This window comes from Kitasatospora sp. NPDC051853, from assembly GCF_044452665.1.
In the GTDB taxonomy this organism is placed as follows: Bacteria; Actinomycetota; Actinomycetes; order Streptomycetales; family Streptomycetaceae; genus Kitasatospora.
The window spans coordinates 78458-92731 of the sequence record NZ_JBITBY010000016.1; the positions used below are offsets into that span (position 1 = coordinate 78458).

A 14274-nucleotide genomic window follows, 5' to 3' on the forward strand; every position below is an offset into this window, starting at 1 on the left:
GCCCTGCTCCGCCCGGATCCCCCCAGATCACGGGCAGTGGTGTCGCGGCAAGGTCAGTAGGCGTTCGCCTGGTAGCCGGGCTGGGGGTACTGGGTCTGCTGGGCCATCGGGCGGAACTGGTTGCCGCCGAAGCTCTGGTCCGGGAAGCCCTGCTGCGGGACCGCGGCGGCCCCGGCGAAGCCCTGCTGCGCGCCCGCGTACGCCCCCTGGCCGGCCAGGTTGGGCGCCGCCGCGTAGCCCTGCTGCTGGTACTGCTGGAAGGCCGGGCTCGGACCGCCGGCCGGGCGCTGCTGCGGCAGCTGGCCGGTCTGGCCGTAACCGGGCAACTGGGGCTGCGGAGAGGTGTAGACCGCAGGGGTCGGCTGGGCCGGGATGTACTGGGTGGCCGGGCCGCTGCTGCTCGGGCCGGGGCCCAGGGCGAGCCGGGCCGGGGGCAGCGCGGGGAGGTTGCCGCCCGGGCTGTCGAAGCCCGTACTCCCGTACGTGGAGCCGTAGTTGGTGCCGTAGCCGTAGCTCGACGAGGCCGGCGGCAGGGCGGCCGGCACGTTGATGGGGGCGATCTGCGGGACACCGCGCTCTGCGACCAGGCTGTCGTAGATGGGCGTGCCGGAGCTGAAGGACGGAGAGGGGTAGCCGACTCCGTCGTAGGAGCGGGGCGAGGTCATGGGGCATACCGTAAGCCCACAATGTGCCTGCTGAGGAGAGTGAGAGGCGTAGGAGTTGCAGTGTTTACGCACTCTTCTCCGGAACAACTCACTCGAAAGTGTTATGATCGGACATTTCGACGCCGCTTTCCGGCCACCCTCGGGGCCTGACGGGGCGTCGAACGGGGGACGAACGGACCGTGGCCGATCGACAGCGCGCGCCCCTCGGTGAACCGGGGGGCGCGCGTCGGGTGGCACGAGCCCCCCAGGGGCCGGTGCCGGATGGTTCGTCAGCGGGTGGAGAGCGCCTGGACCGGGAAGCCGGGCCGGCCGGCCAGCTCGGAGGTGCAGTGCGCGCAGCGGACCGCGGCGGCCGGGACGGAGCTCAGGCAGTCCGGGCAGTCGGCCTTGGGGACCGGCACGTCCTTGACCGGCTCGAAGCGCTGCTGGAGCTTGCCGACCGGCAGCACCACCGCGAAGTAGATCACCGCGGCGATCAGCACGAAGCTGATCAGGGCGTTCAGAAAGGCGCCGTACGGGAAGCTGGTGCCGCCGACCTCGAAGGAGCGCTTGCTGTAGTCGCCGACCGCGCCGGTGGCGACGCCGATCAGCGGGGTGAGGAAGGCGGTGACGAAGCCGGTGACCACGGCGGTGAAGGCCGCGCCGACCACGATGCCGACCGCGAGGTCCACCACGTTTCCGCGCAGCAGGAAGCTGCGGAATCCCTTGAACACCGGGAACTCCAAATCGTTGAAGGGGGAGAGGGGGCGCACGCGCCGTGCACGGCGGGCCCGATTGGCCATTGTGACCCTTCAACCCCCGTGTGGTCCAAGCCAGTTCACCTGATCCGCGTAACCGGGGCACGGGTGTGCGGGGCCCGTAAACGCGTCCCGCCCGGGGCCGTGGGGCCCCGGGCGGGAGGGTGTGCGGGGTGCGGCGGGGTCAGATCCCGGCGTCGCGCAGGCGCTCCGCATACGGCTGGATCCGGGCCACCGCCTCGGCGGTGCGGCGGACGGTGGCGGCGTCCATGTGGGTCCAGAGCGGGACGGTCAGCACCGAGTCGGCCAGCCGGTCGGTGACCGGCAGCGCGTCCGCCTGGCCGAGGTGGGCGTAGGACTGCTGGCGCTGCACCGGCGGGTGGAAGTAGCGCCGGGTGTCGATGCCCTCGGCCTTGAGCGCGGCGGCCAACTGGAGGGCGGTCAGGCCGAAGGCCTCGGCGTCCAGGATCATGGTGAGGTCCTTGAACGTGGAGACGTCGCCCTCCTCCGGCAGTGCCAGCCGCAGGCCCGGCAGCCCGGCCGTGGCGCGGGCGAACTCGGCCACCAGCGCGCCGCGGTGGGCCACCCGCTCGGGCAGCCCGGCGACCCAGGTCAGGCCGACGGCCGCGTGCAGCTCGCTCATCCGGGCGTTCAGGCCGGGGAAGAGCGTGTTGTAGTCCCCGGGGTTGCCGTAGTCCCGGCCGGTGCGCAGGGTCCTGGCCAGCGCCGCGTCCCGGGTGGCCACCAGGCCGCCCTCGCCGGCCACCGCGACCTTGGTCGGGCTCATCGAGAACACCTCGGCCAGGCCGAAGTTGCCCACCGGGACGCCCTTGCGCTTGGAGCCGAAGCCGTGCGCGGCGTCGTAGACCACCGGGATGCCGGCCGCGTCGGCGACCCGCTGGATCTCCTCGGTCTGGCAGGGGGTGCCGTAGACGTGGGTGGCCATCAGGGCGGCCGGGTTCTCGGCCGCCTTCAGCCGGGCCTCGGCGTCCGCCGGGTCCAGGGTGATGTCCTGCTCGCGGGCCTCGGCGAACAGCGGGGTGCCGCCCGCCCAGTGCGCGGCGTGCGCGGTGGCCGAGAAGGTGAAGCCCGGCATCAGCACCGGGCGGCCGCCGCCCACCCCGGCGGCCTGCAGCACCAGCATCAGGCCGGCGGTGCAGTTGGAGACCGCCACCACGTGCGGCACCTCCAGGAGTTCGGCGGCCCGCTCCTCCAGCTCGGCCACGGTGCGGCCGTTGGTCAGCATGCCGCTGTCCAGCACCGAGCCGAGCCGGGCCAGCAGGCCCTCGCGGTCCGGCACCTGGACGCGGGTCAGCGGCAGGCCGTCGGGGAAGGCGGGAGTGCCGCCGAGGAACGCGGGCGCAGCGGTGTCAGTGGTGGTCATGGTCGGTTCGATCCCCCCAGGGTCGAGGTGGTGACGCGGCGTCGGAACGGGCCGGGGCGGCGACGGGGACGGTGCCCCACTGGCCGGGCTGCACCCGCCAGACCGGCGCCCGGGACCGGCGCCGCAGCACCGGCCGGTCGTTCTCCGGTTTGGGGACGGCGAGCAGCACCAGCACCAGCGGCAGCACCTGGACCCGCTCGCGGGAGAGGATGCCCAGGTTGTTGATGGTGGAGAAGGCCCAGCAGAACAGCAGGGTGTAGACCAGCGCGTACGCGATGTACGAGCGTTTCAGGAACAGCCGGGGCAGCTGGCGCATCCTGGGCCAGCCGCGGATGAACATCACCAGCAGGGCGAAGCACTCCACCGACTGGAACAGGCTCTGGATGTTGGAGGCCTCGAACGGGAACGGGCGGAACAGCACGCTCACCACGGCCATCGGCAGTCCGGCCGGATTGAGGCTGAAGGCCGGGGCCGCGTCCTCGGGCGCCGGCGCGTTGATCATCGAGTTGCCCTGCGAGGTGCGCCTGGAGGTCTCCGAGAGCACCTGGTTGACGGCGTCGCCGCCCTGGCCGGTGGTGCCGAAGAAGGTGTTCACCTGTTGGAGCATCAGCATCACCATGGCGCCCAGCACCGCCACGGTCACCACCATCCGCAGCGGGCCCAGCGCGCTGACCTCCTTGGGCCGCTTGCGCAGCACGTACGCCACGGTGAGGCCGGCGCCGGCCAGCACGGTGACGTGCGGGCGGACCATCGCGGTGCCCAGCGAGCCCAGCCCGATGAAGACGAAGGCGCCGAACTGACGGCTCAGCAGCTTCGCCACCCCGTAGGTGGTCAGGCCCAGGCAGAACATCATCCAGGCGTCCTTGCCGATGCTGGACGGCCAGAACAGCAGTGAGGGCAGGAAGAAGACCAGCTTGGCGTAGCGCCGGGTGTCCGCCTCCGGGAAGGCGATCTGCAGCGCCCGCCAGAACAGCAGCAGGCCCCAGAAGCCCAGCCAGGAGAAGACCAGGAAGCCGCCGACCAGGGACGGGCCGGTGATCGCGTAGACCACCCCGGTGACGATGATGATGAAGCCGGTGCCGGCCACCTTCATGCCCAGGTCGTAGTGGATGCCGCCGGAGAAGTCCACGGTGTCCAGGAAGTAGGCGAGCTCACTGCCCTTCTGGTGGTACATCTTGGCGTCCGCCGCGCCGCCGTAGAGCACGAAGGCCATCAGGTAGCGGGGGAACGCGCAGAGCAGCTTGAGCGCCATGGCCAGCATCAGCAGCCGGAACACCCGGGGCTCCGGGTTGTTCGCCGCCACCCGGGCCAGGATCGGGGTGCCGATCGCCATCAGGGCGGGCAGCACCAGCAGCGCCCCCCAGGTGTCGTAGCTGGTGTGCACCATGGCCAGCACGAAGACCGTGACGTAGGTGCAGACCAGACCGCCGGCCACCAGGGTCGGCCAGGGCAGCGCAGGCGACCGCAGGGCCTGCCGGAGCATCAGAAGACCTCCAGGTCACCGAGGTTGAACCGCCAGGCGCCGAGCTCCGGCGGCACCGCCCCGGCCGGGGTGCGGGCGGCCAGCCGCATGCCGGTGCGCGGCGCCCGCAGGTAGCCGGAGCGCAGCGCGGCCGCGGCCGCCTCGGTGCCGGCCGCCAGGTGGGTGGCCACGTGGTCGCCGCCGGAGCGGGCGGCGGCCCGCAGCAGCTCGGCGGCGGCCCGCCGGTCGCCCGGCCGGACGATCACGTCGGCGAGGGTGAACTCCACCAGCGGGCCCCGCCGCCGCGGGCGGCCGAAGGCCACCCCGGCCAGCTCGCCGCCGCGGTGACAGGTCATCACCCGGTAGTCCAGGCCCGGCGCGTCGCCGTAGCGCCAGCGCAGGTACGGCTCGGTGCGGGCCACCGCGAGGCGGCCGTCCGAGGCGTCCGCCTCCGCCCGCTCGCGCAGCAGCTCGTCCAGGCCGGCCGGCGTGCCGTCGGACCCGCCGGAGCCGAACCAGCCGGCCGCCGTCGGCAGCGGGCAGACCACCGGGCCGGTGGCCGCCGCCCGGCGGGCCAGCGCCGCCCGGGCGCCCCGGGCGAAGGAGAGCGGCCGGGCGATCCGCAGCGAGACCGGCACCTGGCCGAGCTCCTGCCAGCCCATCCGCAGGTACCCGGGCAGGCTGTTGCCGTTGGGCGTGTTGAAGACCAGCTCGGCCTCCGAGGAGACCTGCTCCAGCAGCTGGGTGGTGAGCCGCCGGAAGATCCCGCGGCCCTGGAAGTCCGGGTGGGTGGCGGTGTCCACCGGGCGCACCGCCCGGACCACCCGGTCCACCGCCCGCCACTCCCAGCGCAGGAACAGCCGCACCCCGACGATCCGCCCCTCGGGCGTCACGGCCACCAGACCGGGACTGGTGCCGAAGGGGTTGCGGTGGTGCTTCCACTCGAAGAAGTCGGCGCTGCGGGTCCCGGTCGGGCCGCCCGCCAGCGAGGCGGTCAGCAGCTCCAGCACCGCGGGGGTGTCCGCCCCGTCCAGCGGACGGTAGCTCAACTCAAAGGCGTCGTCCCGTGGTTGCTCGGGGCTCGCGCTCACGATGGTTCGGTCTTCCTCTCGGAGGGTCAGGGCGGGGGAGCGAGGGTCAGCTCCGCAGCACCTGCTCGTACACCCGCTCGACGGCCCGCTGCGCGCCCGCCACGTCGAAGGACTCCGAGCGCCCGCGGGCCGCCCCGCCCATCCGCTCGCACAGCCCCCGGTCGGCCGCCAGCTTCCCGAAGGCCGCCGCCAGCGCCGCCGGGTCGCCCGGCTCCACCAGGAAGCCCTCGACGCCGTCGTCCACCACCTCGGGCATCCCGCCCACCCTGGTCACCACCGAGGGCAGCCCGCTGGTCATCGCCTCCATCAGCGCCACCGGCAGCCCCTCCTGACGGGAGCTCAGGGTGAACGCGTCGAAGGCCGGCAGCAGCTCCGGCACGTCCGGCCGGGACCCGGCGAAGACCACGCCCTCGCCCGCCGCCGCCCTCAGCTGCGCCTCCAACGGCCCGGAGCCGATCAGCACCAGCCGGGCCTCCGGCCGCTCCTGCCGCAGCCGCTCGAACGCGGCCAGCAGGGTGGCCTGGTCCTTCTTCGGCGTCATGTTGGCCACCGTGCCGAGGACGAACGCCCCCTCCGGCAGCCCCAGTTCGGCCCGGGCCGCCCGCCGGGCCGCCGGCCCGCCGGCCGCGCCGCCCAGGTCGGGCCCGTGGTGCACCACGGTGACGAAGTCACCGGGCCGCCGCCGGGAGGCCGGGATGCTCGCCGCCACCGCGTGCGAGACCGCCACCACCGCGCGGTTGCGCTTGTACGTCAGGGAGTTGGCCCAGCGGGTCTCCCGCCGGTACCGCTCCCAGACGTTGTGCTCGGTGTGCACCAGCACCGGCCGCCGCGAGCCCAGGGTGAGCAGCCGGGCGGCCGCCGCCGGGATCGGCATGTGCGAGTGCACCAGGTCGTACCGGCGGGCCCGCAGCAGCGCCCGCAGCCGCAGCGGCCAGCGCCGCCCCGGCCCGAGCAGGTGCACCGTCACCCCGGCCGCCTCCAGCGCGGGCACCAGGGCGTCCTTCCACGGCAGCACGTAGGCCACCTCGACCTCGTACCGCGAACGGTCCGCGTGCCGGGCGCAGTTGACCAGCAGTTGCTCGGCCCCGCCGCGGCCCAGGCCCTTGGCGAGCCAGAGCACCCGGACCTTCCCCCCCTGGTCGGTCACCGCTCCTCACCCTCCCGCCAGGCCTTCTCGTTCACGGGCTCCGGGCCGCGCCGGGCCCAGGACGGCGAGGACCGGTGGCGCGGGCCCTCGGGGCGCTGCTCCTGCGGCGGCACCGCGGTCGGCTGCGAGGCAGGACCGGCACCGGGGGCGGTCGGGGCGGTGAGCCCGTCGCGCTTGCGGCGGCCGGAGGGGCCGATCGTGCCGAGCAGCGCCACACCGGCCACCGGCACGCCGGTGCGGGAGAGCAACTCGCTGACCCGGTCCGCCTGTTCGGGCGTCACGTTGCCCGCCTTGACGGTCACCAGCACCGCGTCGGCGTGCTGCACCAGGTCGTAGGCGTCGTTGGCGTGCAGCAGCGGGGAGCTGTCGATCAGCACCACGTCCGCGTGCCGCCGGGCCCGGCGCAGCACCTCGCCGGCCCGCAGCACCAGCGCGGCCGGGTAGGCCGTGGTGTTGCCGCCGGTGATCAGCCGCACGCCGTCCACGTTGGTCCGCCGGATCAGGTCGTCCAGCTCGGCGATCTGCTCCCCGCTCAGCAGCTCGGCCATGCCGGGGCCGTCGCCGACCCCGAAGTGCTCGTGCGCCTTGGGGTGCCGGAAGTCGCAGTCCAGCACCAGCACCTCGCGGCCGGTCTCGGCCAGCGCGGCCGCCAGGTTGGCCACCGTGGTGGTGCGCCCGTCGCCGCTGCGGCCGGACATCACCAGGATCACCGGGGCGGGCTGGGCCAGCCGACGGTTGGTCAGCTCGGCCGGGTCGAGGTTGCCGTCGGCCAGCTGGGCCGCCAGCGCCGGCGGGCCGGTCAGCAGCAGGGTCGAGCGCAGCGAACGGAACGCCTCGGCCCCCGGGTCGGACGGCCGGGCCACCACCAGCGGGTCGCGCAGCCGCCGCAGCCGGGTGGACAGGTACGGGATCTCGCCGATCACCGGGAGGTTGAACGCCTCCTCCGCGCCGTTGCGGGTGCGCAGGCGGGTGTCCATCCGGCTGAGCATCAGCGCGGCCACCACGCCGAGGGCCATGCCGAGCACCACCGCGAGGGCCAGCCGCAGGCCCCGGCTCGGCGAGGTCAGCAGGTTTCCGCCGAGCTCCTTGGCGTCGATCGAGCCCCACTGCTGCACGGCGTCGGTCTGACTGACCGCCTGCAGGTCGCTGATCGCGGTCAGGGTCTTGGTCAGCGAGTTCCGAGCGGCCGTCAGCTGCGGGTCCAGCTTGGGCTGGTCGGCCGGCTTGGCGCTGTAGAACTCCTGCTGGAGCTTGTTGACCAGGTCCTGCTGGGTGGCGCGCTGCGCCTCCAGCCGCTTGATCGACTCGCCCGCGCTCTTCGCGGTCTCCTGGCTGTACCCGGTGATGGTCGCCTCGGCGAAGGCCGCCGCGGTGTCCACGCAGCTCTTGCTGGTCGGCCCGGTGACGGTGAACTCGAGCATGGTCGGGGAGGCCGCGGCCACCTTCCGGCGGGCCACCAGGCCCGCCACGTCGGTGGTGCCGAGCTTCTTCGCGGCGGCCGCCGACACGTCCGAACCGGCGGCGTACGAGAGCACCTGATCCGCCCGGACCGCCTCGCCGGCCCCGGCCACCGGGGTGATGGCGACCTTGCACTGCCATTTCCCGTTGTCGACGGTGTCGCCCGTCGGGGTGAGCAGCAGCCCGATGATCAAGGCGGCCACCGTACAGCCGACCAGCAGTCGCCAGTAACGTCGCAGTACGGTGAAGTGGTTGGCCGGTTCCACCGGTTGGATCCCCTCGCGTTCGTGGTGCATGCGCCGCGCCGACCGGCCCGGGTCGGGTACGGGTCGGCTCCGCACGGTCTGCTGGCCGCTCGCCTGGTGGCGCGCAGCGGCGCGGGTCCCGCCCCCCAGCGCGGACCCGTCTCCCCGGGCACGATGCTTGCGGCACCTGACGTGCGGCGCAAGCACTTTGGCCAATCTGATGCGCGATCTCGTCCGGGGGCCGAGAATCGCCCGTTCCTCACCCCTTGGCGAGCGCTCTCTCGTAGAACTCGACCATCTGCCCGGAGACCTGAGTGAGCGTGAACCTGGTCAGGAACCGGGCCCGGGCCGCCTTCGCCCGCAACTGCGCCGCGGAGCGGTCCTCCAGCGTCTCCAGCAGCGCCGCCGCCAGCTCGGCCGGCCGCTCCGGCGGCACCAGCAGGGCGTAGTCCTCCGACCCCACCGTCTCGCGCAGCGCCGCCACGTCCGCGCAGACCAGCGGCACCCCGACGCCCATCGCCTCCATCGCCGCGCTGCCCAGGCCCTCCCAACGGGACGGCACCGCGAACGCGTCCGCCGCCGCCATCAGGTCGAACACGTCCGACCGCGGCCCCAGGAAGCGCACGTTGCCCGCCACCTCGGCCAGCTCCCGCAGCCGCGGGGTCTCCGACCCCGCACTCCCGGCCAGCAGCAGCACCGCCTCCGGCAGCCCGGCCCGCACCGCCGGCCAGGCCTCCAACAGCACGTCAAGACCCTTCTGGTACTGCTGCCGCGCCGCCGCCAGCACCACCGGCGTGTGGTCCGGCAGCTCCAGCCCGGCCCGCACCGCGTCCCGCCGCTCCTGGGTCACCGAACCCAGCAGCTCGGTGTCCCGCCCGCGCGGCACCACGTCGATCCGCTCCGGATTCACCATCAGCCGACGGGCCATCACCTCGGCCACGTGCCGGGTCAGCGCGTGGAACCGGCGGGTGCCCTGCGCGGTCGCGGCGTCCACCGCCTGCGCGGCCCGCACCTTCCACGGGCTCAAGCCCCGGGCGTGCAGGTGCTCCGGCCCGTACGAGGAGTTCACCAGACTGGAGACCACCGGCGTACGGGTGGACAGCGCCGCGGCCCGGCCGAGCACGTCCGACTCGTAGAGCGTGGTGTGCACCAGCTCGGGGCGGCGCTCGCGGAGCAGGCGGCGCAGCGCGGCGAACTCGCCGGCCCGGCCCGAGGCGTGCACCCCGAACACCCCCGCCCCCACATCGGTCAACTCCCGCTGGAACCCGCCCGGCGACGGCCGCAGGTACGCCACGTCCAGCTTCACCCCGGCCCGCACCAGTTGCGGCGCCATCGCGACCAGGCCCTGCTCGGCTCCGCCGATCCTGCTCACGCTGTCGATCACATAGAGCACATGCACAGTGGCCCCCCACCCAAACACTGACAGGCGGTCAGCATCCCAGCCCAGGACCACCCACCGCCACCGAATCCCCATACTGTGAACACGCTGGGAGCCGAGGCACACGGGGGCACATGGCTGCGCCCCGCAGGGGCGCGGGGAACTGCGCGCGGGGGAACGGCAGTACGTGCCACTGGCTCGCGTGCCCCGATCTCACGCTGGTCCGCCTTCCGATTCGCGCAGTTCCCCGCGCCCCCGGTATTACCAATCGCCGGTGCGAAGCCTGCGGCATGTGCCAGGTTGGGCGCCATGGCTGAGCCGAGGGTGTTGCATCTGGTCACTGACCCGCGGGGCCGGGGGGCCCAGAACCTGGCGCGGGACCTGCACGGGGAGTTGCTGCGCAGGGGGGTGCCGTCCACGCTGCGTTCGCTGCAACCGCACGTCGACGCCCCCGCGCCGCACGACGCCCCGCCGCTGGGTCCGTCCCGCTACCACCCGAGCACGCTGCGGGCGCTGCGCGAGGCGGCCCGCACCAGCGACGTGGTGATCGCCCACGGCTCCAGCACGCTCCAGGCCTGCGCCGTGGGCCTGTTCGGCTCCCCGACCCCGTTCGTCTACGTCAACATCGGCGACCCGCGCCACTGGACGGCCAGCCCCGCGCGCCGCCTGCGGGTGGGTGCGTTCCTGCACCGGGCCGCCGCCGTCTCGGCGATCTCGGACGGCGCGCGGGACGTCCTGGTCGAGCGTTTCCGGCTGCCCGCGCAGCGGGTCCGCACCATCCCCAACGGCCGGGCCGCCGACCGCTACCGCCCGGCCGCCGACCCGGCCGAACGGGCGGCCGCCCGCAAGGAGCTCGGCCTGCCCGCCGACGGCCCGCTGGTCGCGTGGATCGGGGCCCTGGCCCCGGAGAAGCGCCTCGACGTCGCCCTCGCCGCCCTCGACCGCTTCCCCGACGTCCACCTGGCCGTCGCGGGCGACGGCCCGCTCAAGGGCACCTACCGGCCCCACCCGCGGGCCCACTTCCTCGGCCGCCTCGCCGACCCGGCCCCGCTCTACCGGGCCGCGGACGCGCTGCTGCTGAGCAGCGACAGCGAGGGCGTCCCCGGGGTGCTGATCGAGGCGGCACTGGCCGAACTGCCCATCGCGGCCACGGACGTGGGCTGGGTCGGCGACGTGGTCCTGGACGGCACCACCGGCGCGCTGGCCCGCCCGGGCGACCCGGCGGCGCTGGCCGAGGCGCTGGGACGGGTGCTCGGCGGCGACCGCGCCGCACTCGGCTCGGCCGCCCGCGCGCACGCCTTGGGCCGCTTCGACCTGGACGTGGTGACGGACGCCTGGCAGCAGCTCGTCCACCAGGTGGCGCGCCGCCGCTGACGCCCCGTCGGGGCGGGGGCCAAAACCCCGTCAAGACCGCCGCCGCACCCCTGCCCGCGCCCGGGGCCCGCGCGCATACTGACCCGGCGGTTCCGCCACCGCGGCGGCCGCACACGGGGAGGACGTCATGGCAGTCCTGGCGGGCTGGGGCCTGGTGGCCCTGCTAGTGCCGCGCCCGGCAAGGTTCGCCGGACGACCCGCTCTCCGGCCGAGAAGAACTCCACCCTGGTGCTGCCCTTCCCGGTCGAGCTGCTGCGCTTCTTCGAGCAGGCCGCCGCCCGCCCGCAGGCCCGGGACTCCGGCCCGGAGCAGCGGGGCTGACGCACCGTCAACGCCCGTTGCGCCGTCCGGGCGAAGAATCCGCCCGGACGGCCCGTCGGCTCGCCGCGCCCGGCGGGGGCTGGAAGCATCGGCCCACGTGAAGCAGCTCATCCGCACCGCCGTCCTGGCCACCGTCGCCGCCGGACTGCTCGCCGCCCCCGTCACGGCCGGTCAGGCCACCGCCGCCCCCGAGGTGCCGCACGAGGGCGGGCACGTCGGCCGGATCGACCACCCGGGCCCGATCCGGGCCGTCAAGCAGGAGGCGGTCGAGTTCTTCTGGTACGACTGCTACCACTCGCGGCAGCTCGAACTCCCGCTGGAGCGCTGGTCGGCCAAGCACGCCTCGGACGTGACGCTGCGCCGGGTGCCGGCGGTCTGGGCCGGGTCGCCGGAGGAGCGGGTCCAGAAGGGCCACGCCCGGCTGTACTACACCCTGGAGAAGCTCGGGAAGGTGGACGAGTTCCAGATCGCCGCCTTCAAGGCGGTGAACGTGGAGGAGCTGGACGTCACCACCGAGGACACCGCCACCGCCTGGGCCGGTACGGTCGGCCTGGACACCGCGGCGTTCCGCACCGCCTACCGCTCCGCCGAGGTGAGCCGACTCACCGAGGACGCCTCCGGCCTGATGGCCAAGTACAAGGTCGACGAACTCCCCACCGTCTTCGTCAACGGAGCCCGGGTGAAGCCCAGCCTGAACGGCGGCGTCGAGGGCATGCCCGAGGCCCTGGACCAGCTGGTCGACTGACCGGAAGAAGCCCCTCGGGAGCCGGGACGGTCACCGTCCCGGCTCTTCTTCACGGATCCGCCCCCTGGCTCGCACACTCTGTGCCAGAGTGTGCGCTGCGGCCGAACCGGACCGGGGAACTCCCCTGGCGGCGGCCGGTATCACTCGGCACCGGAGAAGGCGGGGTTCCGTGGGGGGACAACGCGCGCAGGTCCTCGATCAGCGCGAAAACCAGACTGAGGCCCGGCGGCCGGGGGCCGAGGGTCCCCCGCCCGAGCTGGTCTTCAAGCGGCGGCTCCGACCGGCCCAGGTGGCCCGGGAGCTGCTGGGGGCACGCGAGTTGGTGCGTGCCCTGGCCGAGCGCGACCTGCGCGCCCGGTACAAGCAGGCGGTGCTCGGCTTCGCCTGGGCGGTGCTCACGCCGCTGGCGCTGTGCGCCATCTTCACGCTGGTCTTCCAGCGGGCGGTCAAGATCGACACCGGCGGGGTGGCCTACCCGCTGTTCGCCTACGTCGGCCTGATCGTCTGGCAGTTCTTCAGCAACACCATGAACCAGGGCGCGCTGAGCCTGGCCAACAACCTCAGCCTGCTCAACAAGGTCTACTGCCCGCGCGAGGTCTTCCCGCTGGCCACCATGCTGGTCGCCAGCGTCGACATGCTGATCGGCATCGGCGTGCTCGGCCTGCTCTTCCTGGCCTTCTGGACCGCGCCCGCCGCCACCTTCTTCTGGGTGTTCCCGCTGCTGCTGATCCAGCTGGCCTTCACCTACGGCGTGGCCCTGGTGCTCTCGGTCGCGGTGGTCTACCTGCGCGACGTCCGGCACCTGCTGCCGATCATCACGCAGATGGGCGTCTTCGCGACCCCGGTCGCGTACCCGCTCTCGCAGATCCCGCAGAAGCTCCAGGAGGTCTACGTGGCCTTCAACCCGCTCGGCGCGGTGATCGAGGGCTACCGCCGGGCACTGCTGCACGGCCAGGCCCCCGACCTGACCCTCACCGGGATCGCCTCGGTCAGCGCGCTGGTCGTGCTCTGCGGCGGCTACCTGGTGTTCAAGAAGCTGGAGACGGGGATCGCCGATGTCGCGTGAGCTGATGACCAAGAACCTCCCGCTGGGCACCGTCCGCACCGAGCACGTGTGGAAGCGGTTCAAGGCCGACCAGCAGCGGATGCTGCTGCGCGACAAGGTCGAGCAGGTCACCCGGAAGCTGCGCGGCGGCCGGGGCGAGGACTGGCGCTGGGCGCTGCGGGACATCAACCTGCACATCGAGCCCGGCGAGGCGGTCGGCCTGATCGGCTCCAACGGCTCGGGCAAGTCCACCCTGCTCAAGATGCTGACCAGGGTCATGTACCCGTACGGCGGCGTGATCGACGTGCGGGGCCGGATCGGCGCGCTGATCGAGATCCGGGCCGGCATCCACCCCGACCTGACGGGCCGGGAGAACATCTACCTGTTCGGTGCGCTGCTCGGCCTCAAGCGCCGCGAGGTGGCCGGACGCTTCGACGACATCGTGGAGTTCGCCCGGCTCGGCGGGGCGATCGACCGTCAGGTGAAGTACTACTCCTCCGGCATGCAGATGCGCCTGGGCTTCGCGGTCGCCGCGTACCTGGAGCCGCACGTGCTGCTGGTGGACGAGGTGCTGGCGGTCGGCGACGCGGTCTTCCAGCAGCGCTGCCTGGACCGGATGCGCGAGGTGGCCGAGCAGGGCACCACGATCGTCTTCGTCTCGCACGACCTCCCCGCGGTGGAGTCGATCTGCCGCCGGGGCATCTGGCTGGAGCAGGGCACCGTCCGGGTGGACGCCGGGATCAAGGACGCGCTGGCCGGGTACCGGGACTCGATCGAGGCCCAGTCCGAGGCCACCGCCCGGGTCGGCGAGCCGCTCCAGCTGCTCAAGCACTCCCTGGTCGGCGAGGGCCGGGAGAACCTCACCACCGACGAGCCGATGACCGTCGAGCTCACCCTCGGCGGCGACTACCGCGGCGACGCCACCCTGCACCTCGGCGTCAGCGAGGGCACCTCCAGCCCGATCTTCCAGATCAGCCACGAGATCCGGCTGAACGGCGAGGACCACCACGTCGCCTGCGTGATCCCCAACCTGCCCCTCCCGCGCGGCCGTTACACTCTCTGGGCGGGCGTGTACAGCATCGGCAAGACCGACGGCGGCACCCTGATGAGCTGGCACTCCGTGGGCCAGTTCGACGTCTTCGGACCGATGCTCGACACCCCGCCGCGCGCCGTGGTGCTGGCCGCGCCGGTCTTCGTCCCGCACCGTTGGGAGGAGTGAGCC

General features: G+C 73.5%; 12 protein-coding genes. 4 read left to right on the forward strand and 8 right to left on the reverse strand.

The genetic code is table 11. From position 1 onward, the window contains the following. Positions 1-53 precede the first annotated feature (53 nt). The 8 genes from ACIA8O_RS35570 to ACIA8O_RS35605 form a co-directional block, all read right to left on the reverse strand. Positions 54-665 carry a DUF6643 family protein gene (locus ACIA8O_RS35570; RefSeq protein ID WP_396298176.1) on the reverse strand — a complete coding sequence of 204 codons (612 nt, stop codon included), beginning with the start codon at positions 663-665 and terminating at the stop codon, positions 54-56. 269 nt (positions 666-934) lie between these two features. Then, on the reverse strand, positions 935-1378 hold the full coding sequence (gene mscL, locus ACIA8O_RS35575; protein WP_396298177.1) for a large conductance mechanosensitive channel protein MscL: 444 nt from the start codon (positions 1376-1378) through the stop codon (positions 935-937). 208 nt (positions 1379-1586) lie between these two features. Beyond that, positions 1587-2786, reverse strand: a complete 1200-nt coding sequence (locus tag ACIA8O_RS35580) for a DegT/DnrJ/EryC1/StrS family aminotransferase (protein WP_396298178.1) — start codon at positions 2784-2786, stop codon at positions 1587-1589. Continuing rightward, complete coding sequence (locus ACIA8O_RS35585) at positions 2773-4269, reverse strand: hypothetical protein (RefSeq protein ID WP_396298179.1); 1497 nt, start codon at positions 4267-4269, stop codon at positions 2773-2775. Before ACIA8O_RS35585 ends, ACIA8O_RS35580 begins: the two co-directional genes overlap by 14 nt. Next, a complete protein-coding gene (locus ACIA8O_RS35590; RefSeq protein ID WP_396298180.1) occupies positions 4269-5339 on the reverse strand; it encodes a GNAT family N-acetyltransferase in 1071 nt (356 codons plus the stop codon). Before ACIA8O_RS35590 ends, ACIA8O_RS35585 begins: the two co-directional genes overlap by 1 nt. Before the next feature lie 46 nt (positions 5340-5385). Then, positions 5386-6486 carry a glycosyltransferase gene (locus ACIA8O_RS35595; RefSeq protein WP_396298181.1) on the reverse strand — a complete coding sequence of 367 codons (1101 nt, stop codon included), beginning with the start codon at positions 6484-6486 and terminating at the stop codon, positions 5386-5388. Further along, the gene (locus ACIA8O_RS35600; protein WP_396298182.1) at positions 6483-8210 is read right to left on the reverse strand and encodes a tyrosine-protein kinase family protein; all 1728 of its coding nucleotides are present in this window, start codon (positions 8208-8210) and stop codon (positions 6483-6485) included. Before ACIA8O_RS35600 ends, ACIA8O_RS35595 begins: the two co-directional genes overlap by 4 nt. 238 nt (positions 8211-8448) lie before the next feature. Next, positions 8449-9561 (reverse strand): glycosyltransferase family 4 protein, encoded by a 1113-nt coding sequence (locus tag ACIA8O_RS35605; protein ID WP_396298183.1) that lies wholly within the window; start codon positions 9559-9561, stop codon positions 8449-8451. A gap of 315 nt (positions 9562-9876) precedes the next feature. Between ACIA8O_RS35605 and ACIA8O_RS35610 the strand changes: the two genes are divergently transcribed. The 4 genes from ACIA8O_RS35610 to ACIA8O_RS35625 all read left to right on the forward strand — a co-directional run bounded on the left by ACIA8O_RS35610 (position 9877) and on the right by ACIA8O_RS35625 (position 14271). Beyond that, on the forward strand, positions 9877-10941 hold the full coding sequence (locus tag ACIA8O_RS35610; protein WP_396298184.1) for a glycosyltransferase family 4 protein: 1065 nt from the start codon (positions 9877-9879) through the stop codon (positions 10939-10941). A gap of 418 nt (positions 10942-11359) precedes the next feature. Then, positions 11360-12007, forward strand: coding sequence for a thiol:disulfide interchange protein DsbA/DsbL (locus tag ACIA8O_RS35615; RefSeq protein WP_396298185.1), 648 nt, complete (start codon positions 11360-11362; stop codon positions 12005-12007). A gap of 169 nt (positions 12008-12176) precedes the next feature. Further along, on the forward strand, positions 12177-13073 hold the full coding sequence (locus ACIA8O_RS35620) for an ABC transporter permease (protein WP_396298186.1): 897 nt from the start codon (positions 12177-12179) through the stop codon (positions 13071-13073). Continuing rightward, positions 13063-14271 carry an ABC transporter ATP-binding protein gene (locus ACIA8O_RS35625; RefSeq protein WP_396298187.1) on the forward strand — a complete coding sequence of 403 codons (1209 nt, stop codon included), beginning with the start codon at positions 13063-13065 and terminating at the stop codon, positions 14269-14271. The genes ACIA8O_RS35620 and ACIA8O_RS35625 overlap by 11 nt, the downstream gene beginning before the upstream one ends. Positions 14272-14274: the final 3 nt, after the last annotated feature.